Source organism: Desulfuromonas sp. KJ2020, from assembly GCF_024197615.1.
Lineage (GTDB): Bacteria > Desulfobacterota > Desulfuromonadia > Desulfuromonadales > SZUA-540 > SZUA-540.
The window spans coordinates 1,043,574-1,069,663 of the sequence record NZ_JAKUKE010000003.1; the positions used below are offsets into that span (position 1 = coordinate 1,043,574).

Sequence of the window (26,090 nt, forward strand, 5' to 3'; positions counted from 1 at the left end):
TTAACCAAAATGTCCTGCACTGTCAAGCCGGTTGCCGCCCTAGAAAGCTTTTTGCTCAAAAAGGTCGGGGAATCGCCGCGTCATGACCTCCTCAAGATGTTGTTTTACCTCACTGGCCGTGGAGAGTTTCATCAGGTTGTGCAGCAATTTCTCGCCATCGTCCCGCCGAACTTGGCGAAGAATTCTTTTGACCCTGGGGATGCCGGGGGCGTTCATCGACAATTCGGTAAAACCAAACCCCAGGAGTACGAGGGCGTACATTGGCTCACCAGCCATTTCACCGCACATGCCGATTTCAATGTCGGCGGCTTTTGCCGCTGCGCAGATCATACGGATGCCCTCAAGCACGGCCGGGTGCAGCGGTTCGTAAAGATAGGCCACATGCTCATTGCTGCGATCGACAGCCAGGCAATACTGAATCAGATCATTGGTTCCGATCGAGAAAAAATCAACCTCGCGGGCCAACAGGTGAGCAATGAGAGCGGCTGAAGGGGTCTCGATCATGATCCCCACTAGAATATGTTCATCGAATGGAACGCCTTCCGCCACAAGTTCGGCTTTGGCCTCTTCCAGGCAGGATTTGCAGGTTCTTATTTCGGCCACACCGGAAATCATCGGGAACATGATGCGAACCTTCCCAAAAGCGGATGTTCTGAGAATGGCCCGCAATTGGGTCTTAAAAAGACGTCGTTCCTTGAGAGAGAACCGTATGGCCCTAAGCCCCATCGCGGGGTTGGATTCATCCGACAGATTAATCTCGGGAACAAACTTATCCCCGCCGACATCCAGAGTGCGAATCGTCACGACTTGAGGCTTCATCTGTTCAACGATATCGCGATAGGCTTCGACCTGCTCCACCTCAGAAGGGGGAACCAGGCGGTTCATGTACAGAAACTCCGAGCGATAGAGGCCTATGCCTTCAGCTCCCTGTTGCAAGGCCAGGGGGACCTCTTCGGAGATTTCGACATTTCCACGCAAGGCCACGCGGTGTCCATCAAGAGTGATCGCCGGCAAATCCCGGTAGTTGAGAAGTTCACGCTCCTGATACTCGAAAATCTGCTTTTTCCGCAAATATTCCTTGAAGAGGTCTTCGCTCGGATGCAGGATCATGATGCCGGCGGTGCCGTCAATGATGACGGGCGTGCCACCCGGCACAAAGGAAGTCACGTTTTCAAGGCCGACGACGGCCGGAATACCCATGGATCGGGCCAGGATAGCGGTATGCGAGGTTCTGCCGCCGACGTCGGTCACAAATCCGACAATCTTGCTTTTGTCCATCTGCATGGTGTCGGCAGGAGAAAGGTCGTGGGCTATGACGACGACTTTGCGATCGATATCCTTGAGCGATTGCTGGTGTTCACCCAGGAGATTCCGTAGAAGCCGTTCCCCCACAAAATCCATGTCGGAGCGCCGTTCCCGGAGATATTCGTCATCAATGGTTTCAAAGACCTTGCGAAATTTATCCAGGGTCCGTTTCAGTGCCCCTTCCGCATTGATCTTTTCCTCGCGGATCAGCTTCCTGGTTTCGTCAAGAAGCATCTGGTCCTCAAGGATCATCAAGTGGGTATCGATGATATAGATATGCTCGGACAGGTCCCTGTCCGTCACACTTTGTTTGACCTCTTCGAGCTGCTTTTTGGACAGATTGACCGCGGCCATAAAGGCCGCTATCTGCTGATCGACCGACTCCTCATCAATCGTTCGCTCCACGGCGGACATACGCGCCCGGTTGACCATATAGGTCTCCCCGATGGCGATGCCGGGTGAAGCACCGATTCCAATGAGCATCGTATCCTGCAACAGATCAGTCTTCTCCGAAGCCGTCATCGATCAACTTTCCAATCGCCGTCATCGCGTCCGCTTCATCGGCACCGTCAGCGGACACATAAATCGTCGAGCCCTGCGGTGCCGCCAGCATGAGCAGCCCCATGATGCTTTTCCCGTTTACCTCCAGGTCATCTTTCCTGACGGTTATTTCACTTTTGAACTGGTTGGCGGTCTGCACCAACTGGGCCGCTGCCCGGGCATGCAGGCCGAGCCTGTTTCGGATCCTGAATTCTTTACCGTCCATCACCACTCCCCTAGCTACCGAACCATGCCATCACAATCAGCAAAAAAACACCAAACATAACCATGAATAAAATCGAGGCCCGGCGGTGAATCATCCAGGCAACGCCGCCGACAGCGGCCAGGATTCCAAACCCCCATAGAGGGAAAATTTCTTCTTTTTCCATAAGCTGGAAAGATAAAAAGGCGGTCAGCCCCCCTAGCAGAACAACGGTTGCCTCCTTGATCCTGAGTGCCAGGTCAGGCAGACTTCGCTTCTGCAGAATCTCCACAACCTGCAGGCCGCTACGATAGCCGCGGAAAAATCCTCCGACCCTCATCCAGAGGTGAGGCGTATTGAACAGGAGTAAAAAAACCACAGGTGCCCACAGTGACCCCTTGATCGCAAAAAACAGGGAGACGGCGGCGGCCAGCGGACGAAGGGCCCCCCAAAAAAGAGCATCACCCATGGCAGCATAGGGCGCCATGGTCATTTCCTTGAATTCCCCGACCCCGAGCATGGAATCCTGTCCGCAGGTACCAGCCTCTTCCAGGGCCAGAGCAGCCCCGAGTACGGGCGAAGCCATATAGGGATGGGTATTGAAATAGGAAAGATGACGCTGAAAAGCCATAGACAGTTCCTGCCCCTGGTAAAGAAATCGCAATCCCGGCGCCATGACGTAAAGAGCCCCCAAACTTTGCAGCCTTTCGAAGTTCCAGCTGGCCTGAAGCAAAAAGAGTCGCGGTAGAATTTGCGCGATAATTTTGGCAGGCAGTTTGTGGTTCATAGCGTTCATCCGTTAAAGGAGCCAGAGGGTCAGGTATACCGTGACGAAAGAGGCCGTAAACAAAGTGGCTTTGCGAGTCACGTTGATGGTGCCGATAATGGCTCCCGCCCCGATACAGGGAAAGGTGACAATCCACCAGATCACCGATCGGTCAATCAGAGGGGATACCAGCGGACCAAGCCAGGTCATAAGGACCGTCCCCGCAACAAAGAGGACAACAAAGGTGGCGAGAGCAGCCAAGGCGAAGTTTCCTAGTCCCCTGAGATGAAATCCTTCAATCTCGTCCACTCTTCCCTCTGCCACGGCTTCTTCCGCTTTGGTTAAAAGACGTCCGTTGCCATGACGTGCCGCCCTGTCGAAAAGCTGCCCGACCTTGCCGAGAGGCAGCGTGACGATTGTTGCCAGAATAGCCAATGTCGGCCCCTCATACCCTTGCAAAGGACCCGAGATGGCGGCCAGGGCGGTGGCCGCCACGGCCACCTGGGTATCGTCCGGCGGGATGGCTGCTCCCACGGGAAGACGCCCCAGCCAAAGCAGTTCGACCAGAACCCCCACAAGCAAACCGGCTTCGGGGTCACCAAGCAGCACACCGGTCAGCGGTGCGGCGACGATGGGGCGAGAAAGCATGAACTGCCACATGGCCGTTCGGTCAATCCCGGCAAAGATGGCGACAAGGCAGGCAAGGATGATTTTGTCGATAGGCATATTATTTTATGGAGGCCCTGACCAGCTTATCCCATCTCTGTTTTCTGTCCGACGGAAAGCACTGGGAGACGATATCGATTCCATCCTGCTCCAGAGAACGAAGGTTCTCAATATCTTCATCATTGAGGGCCAGCGTACAGGTGACCCGAAACTTGCCGGTGCCGCCGTGCATATTCCCGAGATTGAGCTCGGTAAATACCATACCCAACTCATGAGCGTGGCGGCTGTCGGCAGAGTTGGCAAAGAGAATCATGACCCGCTTGCCGGCCAGATCGTCCGAAGCCAGCAATCGAACGGCGGCCTCGACGGTTTCAATTTCAACGCGAATATTTTTGGGTACAGCCGCTTTCATCAGCATTTTCTGAAAAGGCTGCTCGGGCAGCGAATCGCTGGCAACAACGATGCAATCAGCCCGCGTGGCAGGAACCCAGGATTCGAGAACTTGACCGTGAATCAATCGGTTATCAATGCGAGCCAATACAATGCTCATAAAACAGGATTCTCCGAGAAATCGTCCCTCAGGACAGCATATCGCTGGCCAGATAAATACTCTGCTGGCCATAGGCCCTAAGCATGGCACCCAATTCATGAAAGGGAACGGATTCCTGGCTGTTGAGCAATTTGATGATCATCGGCAGATTAACGCCGGTCAGAACATCGACTCTGTCCTTTTCAAGAAAGGAGATCGCCATATTGGCCGGAGTCCCGCCGAACATGTCGGTCATAACCAGAACGCCGTCGCCATCGCCTCCCACTGTTTCAATGGCCCGGCCGATTCGCTCTCGAATCGTCTCGACACTGTCTGTCTGTTGGATACAGATCGCCATGACGTTTTTAACAGGCCCGATGATCATTTCCGCTGCCCGAATGAATTCTTCGGCCAGATTGGAGTGGGTCGCGATAACCAGACCGACCATGAGCTATCCTTTCGCTATATCCCGATGAACCACTTCGAGTGAGATTCCTTCGATATCAAAAACAGACCGTAGTGCTTCAACAAGAGTCACACTCCGATGTCGCCCCCCCGTGCAGCCAATGGACAGGGTCAGGTAGCTTTTACCTTCGGAACGGTACTGCGGCAGCAGAAACTCGAGAAGCCCAGTGAAACGCTGAAGAAATTCCTGACAGGACGGTTGATTTAAGACAAACTCCTGCACGGCGGCATCCTTACCGGTGAATGGCCGTAAATCTCTGACAAAGTGAGGATTCGGCAGAAAGCGGACATCGATCACCAGATCAGAACCCGGCGGAATACCGTAGCGAAAGCCGAATGACTGCAGGCATACGGCCAAAGGAGAACTGCCCTCATGACCGCAGACCGCATTGATGACCTTGTCACGCAACTGATGGGGACTCAACTGAGTCGTATCGATGAGGGTCGTACTCAATTTTCGCAGAGGGTCCAGAAGCATTCTTTCACGCAGAATGCCCTCTTGAACCCCCCCGTTAAGTGACATGGGATGCCGCCGCCGGGTTTCCGAGTAGCGCCGAACGAGCATTTCATCCGTCGCATCAAAAAAAAGGATTTCAACTTCATGCCCCTGCTGCGCCATCGAGGCCAGAACTCTCTCGCAGCCGTGCAGAAAACTGCGACTGCGAACGTCCATTACCACAGCAATCCCCTGAGCGTCGGTCCTCTCCTCCTGGGTTACCTCAAGAAATTTGGGCAGCATCACCGGCGGGAGGTTGTCTACAACAAAAAAACCGTCATCTTCAAGGGCACGGGCAGCGGTACTTTTCCCAGAACCGGACATTCCCGTGATAATGATCAGGCGCATGCAGAATTACTCCAGATTGTCCCCTATGATGGTATGAGCATGAAGGCGGGCCATTTCTGCCATACGCTTTTCCAGGCGATCCTGAAATTCGATGGCACTGTGATATCCCATTTCCTTAAGAATCTGGTTGCGCGCCGCCACTTCGACAATGGAGGTCATGTTTCGGCCGGGACGCACGGGGATTTTAAGAAGAGGAATTTCAACACCCAGAAGACTGTAGGTTTGCTCTTCCAAGCCGAGTCGGTCATATTCCCGCCCTTCTTCCCACTCCACCAGTTCCACAGCGAGGTCTATCTTTTTCCGTTCACGGATTGCCGCCACGCCAAAAAGATGCTTGATGTTGATGATACCCAGACCTCGAATTTCCATGTGATAGTGCAGCAGGTCGCTTCCCTCGCCGAAAAGAACGGCGGGGAGTTTCAACCGAACCTTGACGACATCATCGGCTACAAGTCGATGCCCTCGCAACACCAGGTCGAGGGCACATTCACTTTTACCCATGCCGCTTTTACCCAGGATAAGAACGCCGACACCAGCCACTTCGACAAGAACGCCGTGAACTGTCGTTGCGGGCAGCAGGCGTTCTTCCAGAAATTTTGTAATTAGAGAAATAAAGGTGGAGCTTTGATGGTGGGTTCGTAAAAGAGGCGTGCCTTGATTTTCTGTCTCCCGAATGAGCATTTCAGGAGCTTCCTGCCCCTTCGTAATAATAAAGCAGGAGTTGTCCAGCGCGATCAGTTGTCGCAAATTGGTAGCAGCGGTATCGGGAGGGAGATGGGCAAGATAGCTAAGTTCGGTAGACCCCAGAACCTGAATGCGGTCAGGATGAAGATTGGTGATATATCCGGCCAGGGCCAGTCCTGGTTTCTGGATACGGGGCACTGTGACCAGGTTGCTCAGCCCCTTTTCACCCGCAAGCAGCTCCAGGTCAAGCCCAGCCTCTTTTTCACTCAATAATTCCTGGATACTCAGACCTGGCATGGGATTTTTCCTGTACAAAAGAAGTCGAAGGAGAAATGACCGAACAATCTGAAAGAAACCTGAGTGAAGTTTTGTTTACAGCTTTTCTTCCTCTTCAATGATGATGGAGTAGATGTCGCCTGCGCTGTCGGCCTGAAGAAGCCTCTGCCGAACTTGGGGATTTTTCAACAATTTGGAAATGCGGGCAAGGGTTTTCAGGTGAATCCCTACTGATTCTTCAGGCGCAATCAGAAGAAAGAAAAGGTGAGCCGGCTTGCCGTCCATGGAGTCAAAATCGACCCCGTCACGACTTCGGCCGAAAGAAATCAAAAGGTTGCTGATGTTTTTAAGTTTACCGTGCGGAATGGCGACCCCATCACCAATCCCGGTGCTTCCCAGCTTTTCCCGCTCCAGGAGCACTCGCATCACTTCGTCGCGATCGAGGCTTTTGTCGGTATGGACAATAGTGTCCGTCAACTCGGCAAGCACATCGTTCTTGCCCTTGGCCTTCAGGTCATCCGCAATAGCAGAAGCGTTTAAAAAATCCGCAATCTTCATGTTTCTTCAAGCAGCCTTTCAGGATTCGCTCAAATCAGTGGGGGGAAGGATACACTATCCTTCCCCCCATCGCAATTGTTTTACCTTTTACTTGCTTTCAGGTGCAATCAGGCCGTAATTGCCATCCTTGCGGCGATACACAACGTTGATCTCCTCGGTTTTGTCGTCCGTGAAAACCAGAAACTCCTTGTGCAGCAGATCCATTTGCATGACGGCCTCTTCGACAGACATCGGCTTCACCGAAAAGCGATTGGTGCGCACAATGACGGGTTGTTCAGCCCCCTCATCGATGCTTTCTGCCGCCAGCACGGTTTTCTGAACCTGTCTTTCACGCCCGGAAAGCGGTTTGTGCTTCTTGAGTTTTTCTTTATAACGCTTCAATTGACGCTCGATTTTATCCACCACGGCGTCAATGGCCGCATACATGTCGTTGGTCTCTTCCGATCCCTTGATGGTGATTCCCTTGGCTACCAGATTGACTTCGGCACGATGTCTGATCTTCTTTTCGACGGAAACAACCACCTGGGCATCGATGGGCTCATCGATATACTTTTTTACGCGGTCGAGTTTTTCTTCCACATAGGCACGAACCGGATCGCTAGTTTCCATATGTCTGAATGTTACGGCAATCTGCATAAAAACCTCCTGTTGAAGATATCCCTGGGGGATCAAGTCGCTTCTTATTAAATTATAACTCCGATTACCGGGATGGCCACGCCGCCGTTAATCAAAAGTGACGCTTACGCTCAGTAGATGAGCCAATCCCGAGCATTTCTCTATATTTGGTAACAGTCCGACGGGCAATATCGATTCCGTGGCCACGCAAGAGTTCAACCAGTTTCTGATCAGAATAGGGTTTTTTCACGTTTTCACCGCTGATGATCTCCTTGATTTTACTCTTGACGCTTTCAGAGGCGATGGTTTCGCCCTGGGTTGTACTGATCCCGCTATTGAAGAAATATTTCAATTCAAAAAGCCCTTGCGGGGTCTGCACGTATTTGTTCGTTGTTACCCGACTAATGGTCGACTCATGCATCTCGATATCTTCCGCCACGTCACGAAGAACGAGAGGTTTGAGGTATTCGATGCCCCGGTCGAAGAAGTCCCGCTGGAACTTCACAATGGATTTGGTCACCTTGTAGATGGTCCGCTGCCGCTGGTGGATGCTCTTGATCAGCCACATGGCTCCGCGCATCTTTTCCTGAATGTGCTCACCGGCCTTCGCGTCAATATCAGAACCACCTGAAAGCGCGCTGCGGTAGAAGGAGTTGATGCGAAGATTCGGCAATCCTTCGTCATTCAGGACAACGACGTATTCGTCCCCGATTTTGTATACGCTGACATCCGGCACGATATAGTGGGAATCTTCCTGCCAGTAGGGTCGGCCAGGCCGAGGGTCAAGATGAGAGATAACTTTGGCGGCGCCGAGCACCTCATCCAGAGAGACACCGAGCGCTTTGGCAATCGCAGGATACTTGCGGGATTCCAGATCTCCTATGTGGTTCTCCAGGATGGCCACAACGGTAGAATTATCGAGTTCAAGCTGTTCAACCTGTTTCAGAAGACATTCCTGAAGATTGCGACTGGCCACGCCAACGGGATCGAAATCCTGTACTTTCTTGAGAACAGATTCGATGGCCGGTATTTCCGCGTGGACCTGCTCGGCAATTTCTTCCAAAGTAGCGATCAGATAGCCATCCTCATTCAGGTTGCCGATAATCTCTTCTGCAATCTGGCGCTCCGTCTCATCAAAAGGAGACAGGTTCAATTGCCACAGCAGATGGTCAGTGAGAGTCCCCTTTTTGGTGATGAGATTTTCGTAGGAGGGGCGATCATCATCTTCTTCGTAGTAGTCGGCCGTTGATCCTCCGAGGCTGTATCCTTCGAGGTACGTTTGCCAATCGATATCCCCCAGGCCTTCCGATTCTCCCTTGACCTCTTTCACCTCTTCGGAAGAGGCCTGCGCCATCTCCGCCTCGTCGCCGGAATCCGGGCTTTTCTCAATCTCCTCGACGGACTCGACCCCTTCCTCAAGAAGCGGATTTTCCTCAAGCTCCTGCTGCACCATGTCAACAAGCTCCATGCGGGAAAGCTGGAGAAGCTTGATCGCCTGCTGGAGTTGCGGCGTCATGACCAGTTGCTGACTCAGTTTAAGCTGTTGCCGAATCTCTAAAGCCATGTCACTCCCGAAGAGACGTCTGGACCTTTCCATGCAAGGTCCAAAAGGTGCCGTTAAAGTTTGAACTTATCCCCAAGATAGATCGCCCGGGCTCTTTCACTCCCGGCAATTTCAGCGGGGGTTCCATACTCCAGGATGCCCCCTTCATTAAGTATGTAGGCACTGTCACAAACACCCAGGGTTTCACGCACGTTGTGGTCCGAAATAAGAACGCCGATACCACGGGCCTTCAAATCGCCAATGATATTTTGGATGTCCATGACAGCTATCGGGTCAATCCCGGCAAAAGGCTCATCCAACAGGATGAAAGAAGGTTCAATGACCAGGGCCCTGGCAATTTCAAGCCGTCTCCTTTCGCCACCGGAGAGGGCATATCCATAAGTTTCGGCTACGTGGCTGAGACGGAATTCTTCCAAAAGGCGATCTTTCCGTTTCCTGCATTCGGCCGCAGGGATATTGAGCGTTTCCAGAATAGCCAGTAAATTCTGGGCCACCGTCAGTTTTCGAAAAACCGAAGCCTCCTGAGGGAGATACGATATACCGGCCCGCGCGCGCTGGAACATGGGGAAATCCGTCAACTCGAGGTCATCGAGGAAAACCCTTCCAGAATCAGGGCGTATCAACCCCACGACCATGTAGAAGGAAGTCGTTTTCCCGGCGCCGTTGGGCCCAAGAAGGCCGATAACCTCACCGGAAGAGACCGCCAGATCCACGCCACGGACCACCTGACGGCCCTTGTACGCCTTGCAGAGCCCCTGAGCCGATAACTTGCGACTCACGGACTTTCCTCTTTCGGATGAAAGATGGCCTGCACTCTGGATCCTCCGGCGCTGCTCACAGTGCTTCGTTCCTCCTGGAGATAGACGGTGATTTCGTCGCCGCTGACCGAGTTTTCACCTTGAAACAGTTTGGGATTCCCGGTCAGAACCATTTTCTTCTCTGTATTGAAGAGAGTGCCCTGCTGCCCCGTTGCCACGCGGTCACCCTGAACGATTCGCACATCGCCAATGGCGACCACCTTTTCCACTTCGCGGGATTCGCTACTATAGACCAGGCGCATCTCCTGGGCATAAATGACAACCTCACCTTGTTTGGCCACAACATTCCCGAGAAAGCGAACCTCTTTCCCTGCCTGGTCAGCTTCGAGCCGGTCGGAAACCACATGGATCGGCTCATTGCGATTACCGAGACTGTCAGCAGCATTTTCCTGAGCGAAGACCCCACAGGGTGCCAGCAGACAAGTCAACAGGATGAACACCGAGACCCAGGTTTTCATAGTCCCCCCCCCTGCCCTTCAATAACGGCAGAGACCCGGCGAAGAACGCTGATTTTCCTGGTATCTATATGAAGCAGCATACCGTTTCCCTTAATATCGGCAGCACCGGAAAGAAGGCGAACATCATCATCCGTCCGGATATACCTGTCTTCCGCGGTAAAAGTGAGGGCATCGGTATAGAAGGTATAGCCTTCCGGGCTTTTCACCACGACATTCCCCTCTACCTGAACAACCTGAGGATCAGAAAAGAACTTTCCCCTGTCAGCGGTCAGAGTAACATCGCCAAGTTCACCCTGATCATAAAAAACCATGTGAATGTTTTCGATATCCGTCGCCCCCTGACTGAAGCTGTGCGTAGCCGAGTCAGCCTGGAGAGCCCATTGGGGCACGCCGTCCTGCGTTTCCGTGTACTGAATTCTCTTCATGGCCAAATCGACATTGGCCGGCAGGTTATCCAGAATTTCAGTCGTCTCGAAGCCTTTAAAATTACGGGCAATCATCACGGCCAGCGCGACGACGAGGGCCACGATGACAAACCCCAACAAGGTGCGAATATTTACATTTCCAGCCATGGTGTGCTCATACTAGCATCATTGTCCCGCCCCTGTAAAGAGGGATATTCGCCGATTGGCACGAGATTTGAATGTAGTCTCAGGGAAAATAGCGGCGGGTGACCTCGGACCACTTTCCGCTTTCCTTCAGGAGAAGATCGCACACTTCCCGAACAGCGGCACGTCCCCCTTTTTTTTGGGCCACATAGTGGACATACGGTTTGATATCCTCGACGGCGTCGGCAACGGTCGCGGAAAACCCTACCCGGGTCAGCACCGGCAAATCCACCAGATCATCCCCCATGTAGGCGACTTCATCGTCCATAAGACCCAGGTTTTCAAGGATTTCCCGATAAGGGACCATTTTTTCCTTGGCGCACTGATAGACGATATCGATCCCCAATTCACGAGCGCGCAGAGCAACAACCTCTGAGGAGCGGCCGGTTATTATCCCCACGCGGATGCCGGCTCTCTGGATGAGCTTGAGGCCATGACCATCCTTGACATCGAACATCTTCGATTCGACCCCATCATGGTCATAAATAATCCGGCCATCGGTGAGTATGCCGTCCACATCCAGCAGCAGCAGCCGTATTTTGGTCAGTCTGTCCTTCATCAGACAACTCCCGACTTGAGCAGATCGTGCAGGTGAATGATGCCAACGGGAACCTTGCTGTTTTCGTCCTCAAAGACAAACAGAGAGGTAATGGAATACTCTTCCATTCTCTGCACTGCCTTGGCAGCCAGGTTCGATCTCAGGATGCGTTTCGGGTTGGGGTTCATCAGGTTTTCAATGGGCTGATTGAGGACATCCAGCCCCTTCTCGATGGAACGTCGCAAATCACCATCGGTGAAGACCCCGGCCAATGCGCCTTGGTCATCCGCCACCCCGGTAATGCCAAGCTTTTTGCTGGTAATTTCGAACAGGGCTTCCTTCAGGGGGGTATTTTTTACGACCATGGGGATGTCAACGCCCGTGTGCATCAAATCCTCGACCCGCAGGAGAAGCTTCTTTCCCAAGGCACCCCCCGGGTGAAAAAGGGCGAAATCCTCTTCCCGAAAACCCCGTTCAATCAACAGAGCAACGGCCAGAGCATCACCCATGGCCAGAGTCGCGGTCGTGCTGGCCGTGGGCGCCAGTCCCAGGGGGCAGGCCTCTTCTCGAACCGAGATATCGAGAAAAACATCGCCGGCACGAGCCAGCGAACTGCGAGCATTGCCGCTCATGGCAATAAGAGGCAGCCCCATCCGCTTGATCACCGGCAGAATGCGCAGAATTTCTTCGGTCTCGCCGCTGTTGGAGACAGCCAGGACAACATCCCCCTTCATGAGCATGCCCAGGTCTCCATGAATGCCCTCGGCTGGATGCAGAAAGAGCGCGGGAGTGCCCGTGGAGGCCATGGTCGAAGCGATTTTTTGGCAGATGAGTCCCGACTTTCCCATGCCGCTGATGACCAGGCGCCCCGAACACGACAGGATCATATGAACCGCCTTGACAAACTGATCGTCGAGACGATCGACCAGGCGCTGAACCGCGTCCGCTTCTGTATGTAATACCCTTTGGGCCGTTTCGAGAATCTTGGTCATATCGCTGCTCCCTTAACGATACGGTCAATAGCCATGACCTCCTGCAGCGACTGCTTCAGTTGAGCCAGCGGCAGGCAATTGGGCCCGTCGCAAAGGGCCCGGTCAGGATCTTCGTGAACCTCCCAGAAGAGCGCATCGATCCCGGTGGCAACCGCGGCACGGGACAGGGCGCCGACATATTGGCGCTGGCCGCTGGAGGCGCCGCCGGCCCCACCAGGCAGTTGGACCGCGTGGGTGGCGTCAAAAATGACGGGATACCCCATTTCGCGCATAATGACCAGTGAACGCATATCGACAACCAGGTTGTTATACCCGAAAGAGGCTCCTCGTTCGGTCAGCAGGATGTGGCGATTGCCCGTCGATTCGATTTTTCCAACAGCGTTTTTCATGTCCCAGGGGGCCAGAAACTGACCTTTTTTGACATTGACCGCCTTGCCCGTCTCACCGGCCGCCACCAGCAGGTCGGTTTGACGACTGAGAAAGGCCGGTATTTGAATAACATCAAGAACTTCAGCTGCAGCAGCAACCTGCGAGACGTCATGGACATCGGACAAAACGGGCAGGTCCAATTCCCGTCGAACACGCGCGAGAATACGCAGTCCTTCCTCCAGCCCCGGGCCACGGAAGGAGGTCACGGATGTCCTGTTGGCCTTGTCATAGGAAGCCTTGAAAATCAACCCCATGCCAAGCTCAGCGCATAGTTTTTGAAGATATTCGGCAATACGCAGAGTAAGCCCCTCATCCTCAATGGCACAGGGGCCGGCAATAAGAACCAAGGGACGGTTGCCTCCCAGGACAACATTCCCGATCGCGACTTCTTGGGTCATCTACTTCTCTCCCCGTGCCTTCAGACAAGCGCCGACAAAAGACTCAAACAACGGATGCGGTGCCATGGGACGTGAGCGGAATTCAGGATGGAACTGACAGGCCAGAAACCAGGGGTGTTCAGCCAGTTCAACAATTTCTACCAGATCGGCCTCCGGATAGAGTCCGGAAAAAATCATACCGCATTTCTGCAGGGCCTGACGATAGGCGTTATTGAATTCATAGCGGTGGCGATGACGCTCGGAGATATTCTGCTGCCCGTAAATGCGGCGGGCAAGCGTTCCTTCGCTTAGAGCACAGGGGTAGGCGCCGAGGCGCATGGTGCCCCCTTTGCGGGTCAGGCTCTTCTGGCTCTCCATGATGTGAATGATGGGGTTCTTGGCATTTTCCCTGAATTCGGCCGAATAGGCGTCATCGATTTGGCAGACATTCCGGGAAAACTCCACCACAGCCATCTGCATCCCCAGACAGATCCCGAAAAAAGGGATATTGTTTTCGCGGGCATAGCGAATGGCCTCGATCTTCCCCTCACTGCCCCGCTCGCCGAAACCACCCGGCACGAGGATACCGTCAATATCGTCAAAAACGTCGCCGACACCGTGACGCTCAAGGGCTTCCGAGTCCACATATTTGAGTTTGACCCGGCAATCATTGCCGATGCCCCCATGAATCAGCGCTTCGGCCAGGGATTTGTAGCTTTCAGTCAGCTCCACATATTTGCCGACCACGGCGATGGTCGTTTCAGAAGCCGGCTCCTTGACCCTCTTGGCAATGCGCTGCCAGCCGGACAGGTCAGGGGCCTTGGTCCAGATGTTGAGATAATCGACCAACCGTTCGTCCAGCCCCTGCTCGTGAAAGGCGATGGGGGCCTCGTAGATAGAGGCCACGTCCCGGGCGGTGATGACCGCCTCTTCACGGACATTGCAGAAAAGAGCGATTTTGCTCTTCATATCCCGGGGGATCTCCCGGTCGCAGCGGCAAAGCAAAATGTCCGGCTGGATGCCGATCTCCCGGAGTTCTTTGACACTGTGCTGCGTCGGCTTGGTTTTAAGCTCCCCGGCAGTCTGAATGTAGGGTACGAGGGTCAGGTGCACGTACATGACATTTTCATGGCCACGGTCGGTGCGAAACTGGCGGATGGCTTCCAGAAAAGGCAGCGATTCGATATCGCCTACCGTGCCGCCAACCTCGACAATGGCGATATCAACACCTTTGGCATTTTCAAGAATCTTGCTCTTGATTTCGTTGGTGATATGCGGGATGACCTGAACCGTTCCACCGAGGTAATCCCCCCGACGTTCCTTGCGGATTACAGAGTCGTAAACCTGCCCGGTGGTAAAATTGGATTTTCGGGTCAGTTTGGCGGTCGTAAAACGCTCATAATGCCCGAGATCGAGATCCGTCTCGGCGCCATCGTCGGTGACAAAGACCTCACCGTGCTGGAAGGGACTCATGGTACCGGGGTCGACGTTGATGTACGGGTCCATTTTCTGCATCGAAACCCGCAGCCCCCGCGCCTCCATGAGCGCACCTATCGAAGCGGCAGCGAGCCCTTTGCCCAGAGAAGAAACAACCCCGCCGGTAATAAATACAAATTTGGTCTTCATCAGATGTCCTCCAGCCTGTTTGCGGCGAATGTAAAAAAACGAGAAATCTTACACGCATGGGGTTAAAAAGGAAACCCAAATCCTTGCGTATGGTCAAGACGATTGCAGCAACCCCCGAACGCGATCCAGGTCTTCCGGGGTATCGACGCCGTGAGAAATCAAATCCGTAGTCACGACCTTGATGCGGTATCCGTGTTCCAGGGCACGCAATTGCTCGAGACTTTCGGTTCGCTCAAGGGGCGTCGAAGGAAGACGAGGATAGTCGATTAAAAAATCCCGGCGGTATACGTACAGCCCGATATGCTTAAAGGCTCCCACCTTCAGGGGATTCGCCTCCATTTCCTCATAAAAATCCCTCGGAAAAGGGATGAGAGATCGGGAGAAATAAAGCGCGAAGTCATTCTGATCCGTCACCACTTTCACGACGTGGGGACTTAAACATTCCCGCGAATCCCGTATGGGAGTTTTCAGGGTCCCCATGGCAATGGCGGGATCATTCAAAAGAGGCCTGACGGCTGCGTCGATCATGGCGGGATCGATGAGCGGTTCGTCTCCCTGCACATTGACGATGAGGTCGCACTTCAATGAAGAGGCAACCTCGGCGAGACGATCCGTTCCGGTGGGATGATCGCTGCGGGTCATAACCGCTTCACCGCCGAAGGTCTGAACTGCGTCGTATATGCGGCGATCATCGGTAGCGACAATGACCCTGTTTACGACTTCGGCCTGCATGGTCCGTTCGTAAACCCACTGAATCATCGGCTTTCCCATAAGGTCTGCCAAAGGTTTTCCGGGAAAACGCGTTGAAGCGAACCGGGCCGGGATAATCGCCGTAACAACCATGAGGGATAAATCCTTTCACAAGCGTAGAGTCGGGCACAGAGTAATCAAACGCCAATACCTTGTCAAGAAAGGTCAAATGGACCTCAACAGGCAGGCCAATCGAAAAACTTTATCCCGATTCACCTCGCCGTCGGGACGTTCTTTCCTGATAGGTGGTGGAAATAGTTTACTGTCGCTGTTTCTGCCTTATAATAGAGCAAAGAGATCAGCAACCCATAAAAAATCATCCATCCCTTCTTCTGACGGAAAGAAATTTTATGATCCCTGTCATTCTGATTCTGGACCAGGATGTAAAAATAACCGAGGCACTTTGCCCTCTTTTTGCCGATGAAGATATCCGTCTTCGCAGGGCAGATAGCCTGAAGCAAGCCCTGGAAATCGTGCATCGGGAAATAGTCGTCACCATTGTTCTCGGCGATGTGATTCCTCCCCCCGATATCCCCTCTGCCCTGATGCGCCTGAAAAGTGCCGCACCCTATGCCGTCAAAATCCTCCTTGTCCACAGCAACGACCTGGCCCGCTCAGTGTCCGCCCTCAACAGCGGCGAGATTTTTCGACTTATTGTTCGCCCCTGGGAACCGGAGATGTTGCGACAAACGATAAAAGACGCCCTTTACCGCCACGAAGTCGTATTAGCCCTTAAAGAAGCCGACGAGGCGACCCTTCGGTCTCTGGGGCAAGCCATTGAGTTGAAAGACCCCTACACCAAAGGCCATTGTGATCGCGTCGCCGGCTTTGCCCTCCTGATCGGCAAGGCTCTCCACCTGACTCCGGAACAACTTACGGATATTCGTCACGGCAGTTGGCTTCACGACTGCGGCAAAATCGGGGTACCTGAAAACATCCTCAATTTTCAGGGCGAATTGGATCACCCCGACTTTGAAGTCCTTAAAATGCATCCTACCTGGGGTGCGGAAGTTGCCAGACAGGCCAACCTGCAGACCGGCGTCATCAATGCCATCCTGCACCACCATGAACGTTACGATGGCCACGGCTATCCGGCCGGCCTCAAGGGTGATGACATCCCTCTGGAGGCGCGCATCGTGACTGTAGCCGATGTCTACGATGCCATCACCACTCGTCGACCGTATCGCGAGCAGGTCTACAGCCTGAGCGAAGCCATGGACATCATTTCATCGATGGCAGGGACATTTCTCGATCCCGACCTGGTCAGAATATTTCTGGCCCGCATCAATCAGCCGGGATTAGGCCCGCCGCCAACAGAGCCAGCGCCCGAAAGCCCTCTTTGGACCCACTGACTTTGCGGAAGAAAAACGCCATAAAAACACAACCCGTCCCCTGTGAAGAGGACGGGCTGGATTTGGAACCGCGCAGATGGCCCCAGAAGAAATCAGCCGACCACCTGACTGCGGGTAAAAACCGACCGCAAAATGATCCCTTCCTTTTCAATATTGTCCCGGGCTCCTTCTTCTCTATCCACGAGAGTCACGATACCGGCAACCTCCAGCCCTTCCTCCCGGGCCCGCTCAACAGCTTTCATGGAAGACCCACCCGTCGTGGTGACATCTTCGACGATGACGACACGAGAGCCTTTAGGCAGGTTTTTTCGACCTTCCAGCCATTGCCCCGTGCCGTGCCCTTTAGGCTCTTTTCTGATAATAAAGGCATGGATGTTCTCACCGGCCAGTGCCGCGGCGATGGAGGTCGCGGTGGCAATGGGGTCAGCGCCTAGAGTGAGCCCCCCTACCCCGTCAATACGGCCGTCGAACTGCTTAACCTCCGCATAGAAGGCCTTGCCGACCAGCAAGCCGCCCTTGGCGTGCAGGGTCGTCTGTTTGCCGTCAAAATAAAAATTACTCTTTCGTCCCGAAGCCAGGGTCACTTCCCTTTCCTCATAGGAAAGCTCCCGGACAATCTGCATCAACTCATCTCTCTCCGACTGGGTCACATCATCCTCCTGTCAATAATTCAATAATCCAGAGGCGGACGGGAAAAACCATGAGCTCCCGTCAGTCTCAACCGTCTGTTCAGAACAATCCCAGCTGCGTGTCCGCCTTCAAGCGGGGGAATTTTACCGGATAGCAGCCACTGAAGCAGGCATCGCAGAAATGCCCGGAGCACCCGGCGGGAGCTCCGGCGGCGGCGCGGACCCCCTCTTGCGAAAGATACCCGAGGGTGTCGGAGGTGATATACCGATTGATTTCCTCGATGGTGTGCGAGGAAGAGATCAATTCCTTGCGCGTCGGCGTATCGATCCCGTAGTAGCAGGGGTAGCTTGTGGGCGGGCTGGAAACCCGCATGTGAATCTCCTTGGCGCCGGCGTTGCGAATCATCTTGATAATTTTGCGGGCGGTGGTTCCCCTGACAACCGAGTCATCCACCACCACGACCCGCTTGCCCTCGATCACTTCACGCACCGGGTTAAGCTTGATCTTGACGCCGAAGTGCCGGATGGATTGCTGGGGTTCGATAAAAGTCCGACCGACGTAATGATTACGGATGAGGCCAAGCTGAAAGGGGATGCCCGATTGTTCGGCGTAGCCGATGGCGGCCGGCACCCCGGAGTCAGGTATGGGAATGACGACATCCGCTTCCACCTGGTGTTCACGGGCCAGCTGCCGACCGAACTCCTTGCGCACGCCGTAAACCTGCTTACCGAAAATGACGCTGTCCGGACGGGCAAAATAGATGAATTCAAAGATACAGGGGGATGGTTGCGCCGGTTTGAACGGGGTAAAGCTTTTCAACCCCGATTTGTCGATGAGAATCATTTCCCCCGGTTCAATTTCACGGATAAATTCAGCCTCGATCAGATCCAGAGCGCAGGTTTCCGAGGCCACAATATAGGCCCCGTCCAGTTTGCCCAGCACCAGGGGCCGAAACCCGTTAGGGTCACGCACAGCCACCATACGGGTTTCGGTCAAAAAGACCAGACTGTAGGCCCCGCGCACGATTTCGAGAGCCTCGGTGATCCGCTCGACGAGGGAGTCGCTCTGGGCATGGGCCAGCAGATGAATAATGACTTCGGTGTCGGCTATGGTGGAAAAAATGGAGCCGCGCTGCTCCAGGTCGTTGCGGACTTCCTGGGCGTTGACCAGATTGCCGTTGTGGGCCACCGCAATGCTGCCGCGGGCATAATCAACCATGATCGGCTGGCAGTTTTTCATGTCGTTGCCGCCGGCGGTAGAATACCGCACATGTCCGATGGCGCTGTGGCCTGGCAAGCTCTCAAAGATACTGTCGTTCTTGAACACATCAGCCACCAGCCCCATGCCCTTGTGAGCCCGCAACCGGCTCCCGTCGGAAGCGACAATCCCGCAGCTTTCCTGCCCGCGATGTTGCAGGGCGTAGAGGCCAAGATAGGTCAGATTGGCGGCTTCGGGGTGACCGTAAATACCGAAAACCCCGCATTCATCTTCAAATTTATCGAAAGCCAAGTGAGCACTCCTTCTAATTGATTCCTGAAAAAACATCTGAGGAATCCGGTCTTCCTGTCATCAAGAGAATCCTGTCCTCGCTCCGAGGCCAAGGATGTCTCCTTTGAACAACCGCCTAAGCCAGTAATTCCTCCCGGATGAAACGGATCGCGTTCTGGTAGAGCCACAGGCCCATCCCTTCCTCCGGCAAATCCTCCTCGCGGGTCCAGCGAGGGTGATGCGTGCGATGCACGTAAGCCTCCGGATGGGGCATCAGCCCGAAAAGACGACCGCTCTGGTCACACAACCCGGCAATCGCCTGGGATGAGCCATTGGGATTCCAGGGGTACTCCATGGTCGGGTCCCGATAATCCTCTTTGCAGTATTTTAGCACAGCTAAGTGTTGGTCTTCCATGGCATCGAGCACCGTCTGTGAGGCGGCGACCAGTTTTCCTTCACCATGACGCACGGGCAGATAGATCCCCTGCAGACCGCGTGTAAAAATACAGGGTGAGGCCTCGTCAACCTTGAGGTAGGTCCAGCGATCTTCAAAACGGCCGCCGTCGTTAAAAGTCAGGGTGACGGACTGCTTCTGATAGTCGCCGCCAAGGGCCGGCAACAAGCCCATTTTTACCATCAACTGAAACCCGTTGCAGACCCCCATAACCAGTTTGCCAGCCTTGACAAAGCGCTGGATCTGGTCAACCAGATGCTCCTCGGTGCCACGGACCGCCGCCTGCAGCAGACGATTGGCACCCGCCTTGGCACTGCCGAGATCGTCGCCGTCGAGAAATCCGCCAGCCAGATTGAGAAAGTGGTAATCGTCGAGGCTGGCCCGACCGGCCAGAAGTTCGGCGATGTGGACAATATCACAGACATCGGCCCCCGCCAGTCGGCAGGCGTGGGCGACTTCCCGTTCGCAATTGGTGCCGTTGCCGGCAATCACTATGGCTCTGACTTCTTTGGCCATGATTAAAGCTCCTTGAGGGGCGCCTGCCAGGACGCTTTCAGTGTCTGAATATCGGCTTGGAGAACCACCTGCCCACCGCCGCCGGTGATTTCCAGCACAGGCTGTTCAACCACTTCACCGATGAGGGCAAAATCCTGACCGGCGAAAATTTCTTCAAATCGATCTTTGTTGCCCGGTCTGACCGTCACCAACAGGCGGCTTTGAGACTCGGAGAAGAGTAGGATATCATCCCGTCCGCAGTCTTTGGCCAGCACCTGGCGAAGGTCGGCCCGGATGCCGAAGCCGCCGGCGAAGGCTTTTTCCGCCAGCGCGACACCAAGTCCCCCATCGGACAAGTCGTGGCAGGAGGCAATCAGGCCGGCCTGTTGGGCCCGGTTCAGGCTACGGTATCTTTGCAGCGCCACCTCGGCATCAACCTGGGGAACGGTCTGACCGATGGCCCCCAACTGAGCATAATATTCCGATCCACCCAACTCATTGCGGGTCGTGCCCAAAAGATAGACCAGATCCCCGGCCCGCTTGACATCCATGGAGACGGCCTGGCGTACATCATCGATTTTGCCGATCACCGAAAAGAGAACGGTCGGCGGAATCGATATTTTGGTGTCCCCGACCTGGTAGTCATTTTTCATGGAATCCTTGCCGGAGATCAGCGGAACCCCAAAGGCGACACAATAGTCATAGAGAGCTTTATTGGCCCGCACAAGTTGGGCGGCCTTGTATTCGCCATCGGGCGTCTTCTCGCTCTTGACCGGGTCACACCAGCAGAAGTTATCCAGCCCGGCCACGTGATCGATATCGCCGCCGACAGCGACATAGTTACGCAAACCCTCGTCGATAGCGCACGCCATCATGTGATAGGTATCGATGTCGCTGTAACTTGGGCAGATACCATGGGCAACGACCACACCCTCGAAAGAATCGAACAACGGTCTGACCACAGCAGCATCTGAAGGTCCGTCGTTCGCCACACCCAGCAGCGGTTTGATGACGGTGCCGGCCTGAACTTCGTGGTCATAGCGCCGCACCACCGACTCCTTCGAACAGATATTCAGGCGGCCAAGCAACTTGGCGAGCAGATCCGCCAGGTTGGGATTTTCGACCAGAACTGGTTCCGGGTGGGATTTGATTTCCCAGCGGGCGGGAATGACGAGCTGAGGTACCCCTTCATGGAGGAAATCCATATCGAGGTAGGCAACGGTTTTCTCCTCGTAGAGGCAGTGAAAGTAGCCCGAATCGGTAAAGCGGCCCAGATCCGTAGCCTCAACATCCATCTCCCGGGCGAGCGCGATAAATTCTTCGAGATGTTCAGGCGGAACCGCCAGCGTCATGCGTTCCTGGGCTTCGGAAATGAGGATTTCCCAGGGCTGCAGACCGGGATATTTCAGGGGAGCGCGGTCCAGGTGAAGTTCGAAGCCACCTGTATCCTCGGACATTTCCCCGACAGAAGAAGACAGACCACCAGCGCCGTTGTCGGTAATCGCATGGTAAAGCCCCCGGTCCCTGGCAATCAGCAGGAAGTCGAACATTTTCTTCTGAGTAATTGGATCGCCGATCTGCACGGCGGTGACAGGAGAGCCCTCGTGCAATTCCTCCGAGGAGAAAGTGGCGCCGTGAATCCCATCCTTGCCGATGCGCCCGCCGCACATGACGATATGATCACCCACCTGCGCTTTTTTCTCGTGGCCGGGTTGACCGTTTACCTGGGCCGGCATCATGGCCGCCGTACCACAGTAAACCAGGGGTTTGCCGGCAAACCGCTCATCGAAGACGATGGAGCCATTGACAGTCGGCACCCCGCTCTTGTTGCCGCCGTGTTCCACCCCTTCAACAACCCCTTCAAAAATGCGGCGGGGATGCAACAACCTGGGGGGCAGCGGTTTATCGTAGAAAGGCGAGGCAAAACAGAAGACATCGGTATTGAAGATCAGGCGGGCCCCCATGCCGGTGCCGAAGGGATCGCGATTGACACCCACAATCCCCGTAAGGGCGCCGCCGTAGGGGTCGAGGGCACTCGGCGAGTTGTGTGTTTCAACCTTGAAGACGAGGCTCCAGTCCTGGTTGAAACGGATGACGCCGGCGTTATCCTTAAACACGGACAGGCAGAAATCCCCCGCCCCCTTCTGGGCCCGTATATCACGGGTAGCCCCGACAATAAAGGTCTTGAACAGAGAATTGATGCTTTCCCGCTGCCCCCTTTCGTCCTCGTAGTCGATGCGGGCGGAAAAGATCTTGTGTTTACAGTGCTCACTCCAGGTCTGCGCCAGCGCTTCGAGTTCGACGTCCGTCAGGAGTTCACTCAGCCCTGCCGCCTTTCGACGTGCCTTGATTTCAGGGGAAGCCGCGTAAGCCTGCAGCGTTTTCATCTCTTCGATATTCAAAGCGAGCATGCCGTCACGACTGATCTGCATCAGCTGTTCATCGGACACATCAAGGTCAATCGCTCTGACCTCCACCCGAGCATCGCTGACCACCTTGGGTACGTACGGTGCAATGCCGCTGCTCCGATCGAATTCAGAAGATGACACGATGGTCCACCGCTGAATAAGACCATTGGCCAGAAATTCAGCAGCGACCCGCTCGGCCAGGGCTTTGTCGATCTGGCCGCGCAGCAGATATTGAGTCGAAGTATAAACTCCCTCGCCGCCACGAAAGCCTCGCCCCGTAATATACTGGATGGCTTCCTTGGCCGTACGGCCGACATTGTCCGTAACCCCGGGACGAAAACCGACTTCGATCAGGATGTCGAAGTCATGGGCCACGGGCCGGTTGACGGCATACTCCTGGATAACGGGGTCGGACAGGGGGCCGCCGGCAGCTGCCGCAATCTCGGCGTCTGACAACTCGGCATCGACGGTGTATACATCCACCGTGCGGACGCTGTCGAGTTCTACTCCCAGATGTTCTTTAAGTTCACGTCGGATTCTCTCGCCACGGGCATCTTTGACACCGTCTTTTAAACCGACCGTAATTCTCCAGGCCATAATTTCTCCTCAGCAAATATCCATTCTTTGAAACACCGCACAAGCGACGGATCTTTCAAGGCGATTTTTGTCGTGCAGTCCAATTCAGACCTGAAAGCAGAAACTGGTCTCATGCTGCGCTCCCACAACCAGGTGAGGATGACAGGCGTCCTGTCGTTCCAGGACCTCTCTGGCACATCTCTCGGCGAGCCGGGGGTGGTTGTTGGTTTCGCTAAGATGGGCCAGAAATACGGCATCAAGCCCGTCCCAGAGCACGCTTTCCAGAAGGTGGGCCGCCGCGTTGTTGGATAGGTGTCCGTGGTTGCTGCGCACCCGCTGTTTGAGCGGCCAGGGATAGGGACCATCCCGCAGCAGGTCCTCATCATGATTGGATTCCAGAATCAGAACACGGCAATTTTTGAGGCGATCCGAAACCAGACGGGTGGCTATGCCGAGATCCGTAGCGACACCGACTTTTCCCTCGTCTGTTTCAATAACAAAGCCTACGGGAGCCACCGAGTCGTGGGTAACTGGAAAACTGTGGATCGCCAGATCACGCCAAGCAAAATGTTCACCGTCATCGAACTCTTCGACAATGGGCAAGCGCCCGATGTCGTTCATGGCCGTCCGCGCCTGGTGGTGTAAGTAGACCGGGAGCTTGCACATCCGGGCCAAAGGCCCCAGACCACGGATATGATCACTATGTTCGTGGGTCACGAAAATGGCGTCAAGGTCTTCCGCTTGAACGCCAACGATCGCAAGCCTTTTGCGAATTTCTCTGGCAGAAAGTCCGGCGTCGATCAAAATGCGACTTCGCCGGCTTTCCAGGTAGATGGCGTTGCCTTTGCTGCCGCTGGCGAGAAGACATACCCGCAAAAAAACCTCCCGGAGCCCGATGAAAGCGCAGTCTATATACCGAAATTATCCACGGCCTGCAAGGGAAAAGGGGTTAGAAAACCCTGCTTATCAGGAAAGTACCAGGTCGGCACCGCCATATTGCGGCAGCAGGACATGAAAGGAGCTCCCCGGGCAATTTTCGGGATCATGCCCCGCACTCTCGACCCAGATTTCCCCACCGTGCATATTGATGATCCCTTTGACAATCGCCAGGCCAAGACCGGCCCCTTTCCCATTGAAAGACACCTTGCCGCTGGAATGCTCTTCAATGGTTCCGGCCTCATAAAATTTGTCGAAGATGTAATTCTGGTCAACCTGGGCGATCCCGATCCCCGTATCTCGGACGACGATTTCCACATAGGGCATGGGCGAAGAAGTCAAAGGGCAGAGTCCGGGGCTGGTTGCGGCCGTAATGGTAAAGGGGGGTCGAAGGGTCTTGAGAAAACGGGTTTCGACATAGACCTTGCCGCCGTCCGGAGTAAATTTGAGTGCATTTCCCACAAGATTACCGACCACCTGCACCATACGCTCGCCGTCGCAGTAGATATCCGGCAACGCCTCCTGCAGGTTCATGACCAGCGCCAGATTCCTCTGCTCAAAAGAACGCAGTATAGGTTTGGTTGCCTGGCGAACAAGCTGATTCAGATTGTGGGGTGTTGTCTTCAGGTGGATATTTTTACTGTCCAGCATGGACACGTCGACCATATCCCTGACAATGCCGCTAAGTCGCTGGGCTGCATCGGCGATATTCTGAATCATCGCTGCCACCGTCCCATCCAATGTGGCGATCTTTTCATTCAAAATCAAGTCGGCGTATCCAACGATCACGGTCAGGGGGGTTTTCAGTTCATGAGAAGCCACCCCCAAAAAGGAATCCTTCATCTGATTGAGGCGCTGCAGTTCCCAAGCACTCTTTTCCAGATTATCCTTGATCTCCTTTTCCTTGGTAACATCCCGGACAATGGTCTGCACCATGTGTCGCCCATCCATCCCGACGACATGGGACCCACGCACCCAGCCAACGACAGGGCGCTGGTCATCGAGACGAATGTAGTCAATCTGTGCTTCAAGAGTCTCGCCGGCGAGAATCCTCTGATGCATGTCATAAAGGGTTTCGAGCTGGTCGCAATGCAACATTTCCAGAACAGAAAAGAAATTGGCTCCTTCGACCCGCTCCTTCTTGACCCCGAAAAAGATCTCGGCGGCTTTATTGACCAGCACAACGCGATCCTCGTCGTCTGTAACCATGATCGCGTCGCTCGCGTCCTCAAGCAGTGAGCGGTACATCTCGCGACTTCGACGCAGTTCCGTGCCGATCTTCTCCTGGTATTCGTAAGATTTCTGCAATTCCAGATTGGTGGACTCCAGCTCCTGATAGCCATCCTGAAGCTTTTCATCCCGTTCCTGCAAAGAGGCGGACATGTCTTTAAGGGCCGTGGCCAGTTCGGCAAAGTCCCGGGTCGGCATGGTGGGGATAGCGACCTGGAAATGGCCAGAGGCAATCTCCTTGGCGACGGAACAAAGACGGTCAATGGGGCCGATGAGGTGGCGGCGGGCGAAAACGACGATCAGGGCAAAGACAATGAGAAAAGCAAACCCGAGAACCACCATGGATCGCTGATAGACCGCGGCGAGTTTTTCATCAAGCACAGAATCGGGGAAGCCAAGACGGATGGTTCCGACAGTCTCGCCGACGATACTATTGATCGGCAGGGAGACATCGTAGGTTTTCCCCCACTGTGGAAAGGTTACGACGGAGACGCCGGACTTGGAAGGGGAGGTAAAATCCACCCCGCCGATAAAGTGAAAAGAGGGATCGTTAGCAAAAAGAGGCTGACCGGCCTGATCTTCCAGGAAACAGTAAATAATATCGGGATCGGTGGTGACTATTCCCTGAAAACGCGCGTTGAGTCCGTCGAGTTCTTCCATGGGCACACCGAGCGCCACCACGTTTTCGATGGAGCTCTTAAGCTCTCCGGCGAGGTTCTGACAGCGGAGGACAATGCCGTCCCGATAGTCACGTCGAAACCCTTCGATGTTGAACCCCGTATTCACCAGAATCGTCAGGGTCAGCACAAGAAAGGCAAATAAAAGGATTCGCTTTTCCAGGGTGTTTTTCATAGAAAAATCAGAGCCAATCCGGGAAAAGAAAAGTCATCGCTCTCTGAACAATTCCCTGC

Annotated in this window: 26 protein-coding genes; 1 reads left to right on the plus strand and 25 read right to left on the minus strand. The window is 54.4% G+C overall.

Annotation, left to right across the window (positions count from 1 at the left end):
* Positions 1 to 39: 39 nt before the first annotated feature.
* From ptsP to kdsB, 19 genes are all read right to left on the minus strand, one after another.
* Complete coding sequence (gene ptsP / locus MJO47_RS13255) at positions 40 to 1,827, minus strand: phosphoenolpyruvate--protein phosphotransferase (RefSeq protein ID WP_253961590.1); 1,788 nt, start codon at positions 1,825 to 1,827, stop codon at positions 40 to 42.
* The gene (locus MJO47_RS13260; protein ID WP_253961591.1) at positions 1,805 to 2,071 is read right to left on the minus strand and encodes an HPr family phosphocarrier protein; all 267 of its coding nucleotides are present in this window, start codon (positions 2,069 to 2,071) and stop codon (positions 1,805 to 1,807) included. Before MJO47_RS13260 ends, ptsP begins: the two co-directional genes overlap by 23 nt.
* Before the next feature lie 10 nt (positions 2,072 to 2,081).
* Positions 2,082 to 2,834, minus strand: coding sequence for a PTS system mannose/fructose/sorbose family transporter subunit IID (locus tag MJO47_RS13265; RefSeq protein ID WP_253961592.1), 753 nt, complete (start codon positions 2,832 to 2,834; stop codon positions 2,082 to 2,084).
* Between the two features lie 12 nt (positions 2,835 to 2,846).
* Entirely contained in the window at positions 2,847 to 3,539 is a 693-nt protein-coding gene (locus MJO47_RS13270; RefSeq protein ID WP_253961593.1) for a PTS sugar transporter subunit IIC, read from the minus strand.
* Position 3,540: 1 nt separating this feature from the next.
* Positions 3,541 to 4,029, minus strand: coding sequence for a PTS sugar transporter subunit IIB (locus tag MJO47_RS13275; protein ID WP_253961594.1), 489 nt, complete (start codon positions 4,027 to 4,029; stop codon positions 3,541 to 3,543).
* 28 nt (positions 4,030 to 4,057) lie between these two features.
* Positions 4,058 to 4,456: a PTS sugar transporter subunit IIA gene (locus tag MJO47_RS13280; RefSeq protein ID WP_253961595.1), complete on the minus strand. Its 399-nt coding sequence runs from the start codon at positions 4,454 to 4,456 to the stop codon at positions 4,058 to 4,060.
* Positions 4,457 to 4,459: 3 nt separating this feature from the next.
* Positions 4,460 to 5,317 (minus strand): RNase adapter RapZ, encoded by an 858-nt coding sequence (gene rapZ / locus MJO47_RS13285; protein ID WP_253961596.1) that lies wholly within the window; start codon positions 5,315 to 5,317, stop codon positions 4,460 to 4,462.
* Positions 5,318 to 5,323: 6 nt separating this feature from the next.
* Positions 5,324 to 6,298, minus strand: coding sequence for an HPr(Ser) kinase/phosphatase (hprK, locus tag MJO47_RS13290; RefSeq protein ID WP_253961597.1), 975 nt, complete (start codon positions 6,296 to 6,298; stop codon positions 5,324 to 5,326).
* 75 nt (positions 6,299 to 6,373) lie between these two features.
* Complete coding sequence (locus MJO47_RS13295) at positions 6,374 to 6,835, minus strand: PTS sugar transporter subunit IIA (protein ID WP_253961598.1); 462 nt, start codon at positions 6,833 to 6,835, stop codon at positions 6,374 to 6,376.
* An 87-nt stretch (positions 6,836 to 6,922) separates the two neighbouring features.
* A complete protein-coding gene (gene hpf / locus MJO47_RS13300) occupies positions 6,923 to 7,471 on the minus strand; it encodes a ribosome hibernation-promoting factor, HPF/YfiA family (protein ID WP_253961599.1) in 549 nt (182 codons plus the stop codon).
* A 91-nt stretch (positions 7,472 to 7,562) separates the two neighbouring features.
* The gene (gene rpoN, locus MJO47_RS13305) at positions 7,563 to 9,014 is read right to left on the minus strand and encodes an RNA polymerase factor sigma-54 (protein WP_253961600.1); all 1,452 of its coding nucleotides are present in this window, start codon (positions 9,012 to 9,014) and stop codon (positions 7,563 to 7,565) included.
* Between the two features lie 53 nt (positions 9,015 to 9,067).
* On the minus strand, positions 9,068 to 9,793 hold the full coding sequence (gene lptB, locus MJO47_RS13310) for an LPS export ABC transporter ATP-binding protein (RefSeq protein ID WP_253961601.1): 726 nt from the start codon (positions 9,791 to 9,793) through the stop codon (positions 9,068 to 9,070).
* The gene (lptA, locus tag MJO47_RS13315; protein WP_253961602.1) at positions 9,790 to 10,290 is read right to left on the minus strand and encodes a lipopolysaccharide transport periplasmic protein LptA; all 501 of its coding nucleotides are present in this window, start codon (positions 10,288 to 10,290) and stop codon (positions 9,790 to 9,792) included. The genes lptB and lptA overlap by 4 nt, the downstream gene beginning before the upstream one ends.
* The gene (gene lptC / locus MJO47_RS13320) at positions 10,287 to 10,862 is read right to left on the minus strand and encodes an LPS export ABC transporter periplasmic protein LptC (RefSeq protein ID WP_253961603.1); all 576 of its coding nucleotides are present in this window, start codon (positions 10,860 to 10,862) and stop codon (positions 10,287 to 10,289) included. Before lptC ends, lptA begins: the two co-directional genes overlap by 4 nt.
* A gap of 79 nt (positions 10,863 to 10,941) precedes the next feature.
* Positions 10,942 to 11,457, minus strand: coding sequence for an HAD family hydrolase (locus MJO47_RS13325; protein ID WP_253961604.1), 516 nt, complete (start codon positions 11,455 to 11,457; stop codon positions 10,942 to 10,944).
* The gene (locus tag MJO47_RS13330; RefSeq protein ID WP_253961605.1) at positions 11,457 to 12,428 is read right to left on the minus strand and encodes an SIS domain-containing protein; all 972 of its coding nucleotides are present in this window, start codon (positions 12,426 to 12,428) and stop codon (positions 11,457 to 11,459) included. The genes MJO47_RS13325 and MJO47_RS13330 overlap by 1 nt, the downstream gene beginning before the upstream one ends.
* Complete coding sequence (kdsA, locus tag MJO47_RS13335) at positions 12,425 to 13,255, minus strand: 3-deoxy-8-phosphooctulonate synthase (protein WP_253961606.1); 831 nt, start codon at positions 13,253 to 13,255, stop codon at positions 12,425 to 12,427. Before kdsA ends, MJO47_RS13330 begins: the two co-directional genes overlap by 4 nt.
* Positions 13,256 to 14,860, minus strand: a complete 1,605-nt coding sequence (locus MJO47_RS13340) for a CTP synthase (RefSeq protein ID WP_253961607.1) — start codon at positions 14,858 to 14,860, stop codon at positions 13,256 to 13,258. It abuts the gene before it with no gap.
* A 93-nt stretch (positions 14,861 to 14,953) separates the two neighbouring features.
* Entirely contained in the window at positions 14,954 to 15,703 is a 750-nt protein-coding gene (kdsB, locus tag MJO47_RS13345; RefSeq protein ID WP_253961608.1) for a 3-deoxy-manno-octulosonate cytidylyltransferase, read from the minus strand.
* 257 nt (positions 15,704 to 15,960) lie between these two features.
* Between kdsB and MJO47_RS13350 the strand changes: the two genes are divergently transcribed.
* The gene (locus MJO47_RS13350) at positions 15,961 to 16,962 is read left to right on the plus strand and encodes an HD-GYP domain-containing protein (RefSeq protein ID WP_253961609.1); all 1,002 of its coding nucleotides are present in this window, start codon (positions 15,961 to 15,963) and stop codon (positions 16,960 to 16,962) included.
* 92 nt (positions 16,963 to 17,054) lie between these two features.
* Here the strand turns inward: MJO47_RS13350 and pyrE are convergent, their stop codons facing one another.
* From pyrE to MJO47_RS13380, 6 genes are all read right to left on the minus strand, one after another.
* Complete coding sequence (gene pyrE / locus MJO47_RS13355; protein ID WP_253961899.1) at positions 17,055 to 17,585, minus strand: orotate phosphoribosyltransferase; 531 nt, start codon at positions 17,583 to 17,585, stop codon at positions 17,055 to 17,057.
* 106 nt (positions 17,586 to 17,691) lie between these two features.
* Positions 17,692 to 19,137, minus strand: a complete 1,446-nt coding sequence (gene purF, locus MJO47_RS13360; RefSeq protein ID WP_371926682.1) for an amidophosphoribosyltransferase — start codon at positions 19,135 to 19,137, stop codon at positions 17,692 to 17,694.
* A gap of 79 nt (positions 19,138 to 19,216) precedes the next feature.
* Positions 19,217 to 20,050: a phosphoribosylformylglycinamidine synthase subunit PurQ gene (locus MJO47_RS13365; protein ID WP_253961611.1), complete on the minus strand. Its 834-nt coding sequence runs from the start codon at positions 20,048 to 20,050 to the stop codon at positions 19,217 to 19,219.
* Positions 20,051 to 20,052: 2 nt separating this feature from the next.
* Positions 20,053 to 23,034, minus strand: a complete 2,982-nt coding sequence (locus MJO47_RS13370) for a phosphoribosylformylglycinamidine synthase subunit PurS (RefSeq protein WP_253961612.1) — start codon at positions 23,032 to 23,034, stop codon at positions 20,053 to 20,055.
* An 84-nt stretch (positions 23,035 to 23,118) separates the two neighbouring features.
* Positions 23,119 to 23,889, minus strand: a complete 771-nt coding sequence (locus MJO47_RS13375) for an MBL fold metallo-hydrolase (protein WP_253961613.1) — start codon at positions 23,887 to 23,889, stop codon at positions 23,119 to 23,121.
* 90 nt (positions 23,890 to 23,979) lie between these two features.
* A complete protein-coding gene (locus MJO47_RS13380; protein WP_253961614.1) occupies positions 23,980 to 26,031 on the minus strand; it encodes an ATP-binding protein in 2,052 nt (683 codons plus the stop codon).
* Positions 26,032 to 26,090: the final 59 nt, after the last annotated feature.

Excerpts from the sequence above, each read along its gene's own strand:
- MJO47_RS13370 (WP_253961612.1), bottom strand. The coding sequence starts at position 23,034 with ATGGCCTGGAGAATTACGGTCGGTTTAAAAGACGGTGTCAAAGATGCC.
- MJO47_RS13260 (WP_253961591.1), bottom strand. The coding sequence starts at position 2,071 with ATGGACGGTAAAGAATTCAGGATCCGAAACAGGCTCGGCCTGCATGCC.
- purF (WP_371926682.1), bottom strand. The coding sequence starts at position 19,137 with ATGTTTTTTCAGGAATCAATTAGAAGGAGTGCTCACTTGGCTTTCGAT.
- MJO47_RS13350 (WP_253961609.1), top strand. The coding sequence starts at position 15,961 with ATGATCCCTGTCATTCTGATTCTGGACCAGGATGTAAAAATAACCGAG.
- pyrE (WP_253961899.1), bottom strand. The coding sequence starts at position 17,585 with ATGCAGATTGTCCGGGAGCTTTCCTATGAGGAAAGGGAAGTGACCCTG.
- MJO47_RS13275 (WP_253961594.1), bottom strand. The coding sequence starts at position 4,029 with ATGAGCATTGTATTGGCTCGCATTGATAACCGATTGATTCACGGTCAA.
- rpoN (WP_253961600.1), bottom strand. The coding sequence starts at position 9,014 with ATGGCTTTAGAGATTCGGCAACAGCTTAAACTGAGTCAGCAACTGGTC.
- kdsB (WP_253961608.1), bottom strand. The coding sequence starts at position 15,703 with ATGGTTGTTACGGCGATTATCCCGGCCCGGTTCGCTTCAACGCGTTTT.
- MJO47_RS13270 (WP_253961593.1), bottom strand. The coding sequence starts at position 3,539 with ATGCCTATCGACAAAATCATCCTTGCCTGCCTTGTCGCCATCTTTGCC.
- hpf (WP_253961599.1), bottom strand. The coding sequence starts at position 7,471 with ATGCAGATTGCCGTAACATTCAGACATATGGAAACTAGCGATCCGGTT.
- lptA (WP_253961602.1), bottom strand. The coding sequence starts at position 10,290 with ATGAAAACCTGGGTCTCGGTGTTCATCCTGTTGACTTGTCTGCTGGCA.
- MJO47_RS13365 (WP_253961611.1), bottom strand. The coding sequence starts at position 20,050 with ATGGCCAAAGAAGTCAGAGCCATAGTGATTGCCGGCAACGGCACCAAT.
- hprK (WP_253961597.1), bottom strand. The coding sequence starts at position 6,298 with ATGCCAGGTCTGAGTATCCAGGAATTATTGAGTGAAAAAGAGGCTGGG.
- MJO47_RS13265 (WP_253961592.1), bottom strand. The coding sequence starts at position 2,834 with ATGAACCACAAACTGCCTGCCAAAATTATCGCGCAAATTCTACCGCGA.
- MJO47_RS13330 (WP_253961605.1), bottom strand. The coding sequence starts at position 12,428 with ATGACCAAGATTCTCGAAACGGCCCAAAGGGTATTACATACAGAAGCG.
- ptsP (WP_253961590.1), bottom strand. The coding sequence starts at position 1,827 with ATGACGGCTTCGGAGAAGACTGATCTGTTGCAGGATACGATGCTCATT.
- MJO47_RS13295 (WP_253961598.1), bottom strand. The coding sequence starts at position 6,835 with ATGAAGATTGCGGATTTTTTAAACGCTTCTGCTATTGCGGATGACCTG.
- MJO47_RS13325 (WP_253961604.1), bottom strand. The coding sequence starts at position 11,457 with ATGAAGGACAGACTGACCAAAATACGGCTGCTGCTGCTGGATGTGGAC.
- rapZ (WP_253961596.1), bottom strand. The coding sequence starts at position 5,317 with ATGCGCCTGATCATTATCACGGGAATGTCCGGTTCTGGGAAAAGTACC.
- kdsA (WP_253961606.1), bottom strand. The coding sequence starts at position 13,255 with ATGACCCAAGAAGTCGCGATCGGGAATGTTGTCCTGGGAGGCAACCGT.
- MJO47_RS13340 (WP_253961607.1), bottom strand. The coding sequence starts at position 14,860 with ATGAAGACCAAATTTGTATTTATTACCGGCGGGGTTGTTTCTTCTCTG.
- MJO47_RS13280 (WP_253961595.1), bottom strand. The coding sequence starts at position 4,456 with ATGGTCGGTCTGGTTATCGCGACCCACTCCAATCTGGCCGAAGAATTC.
- MJO47_RS13380 (WP_253961614.1), bottom strand. The coding sequence starts at position 26,031 with ATGAAAAACACCCTGGAAAAGCGAATCCTTTTATTTGCCTTTCTTGTG.
- lptC (WP_253961603.1), bottom strand. The coding sequence starts at position 10,862 with ATGGCTGGAAATGTAAATATTCGCACCTTGTTGGGGTTTGTCATCGTG.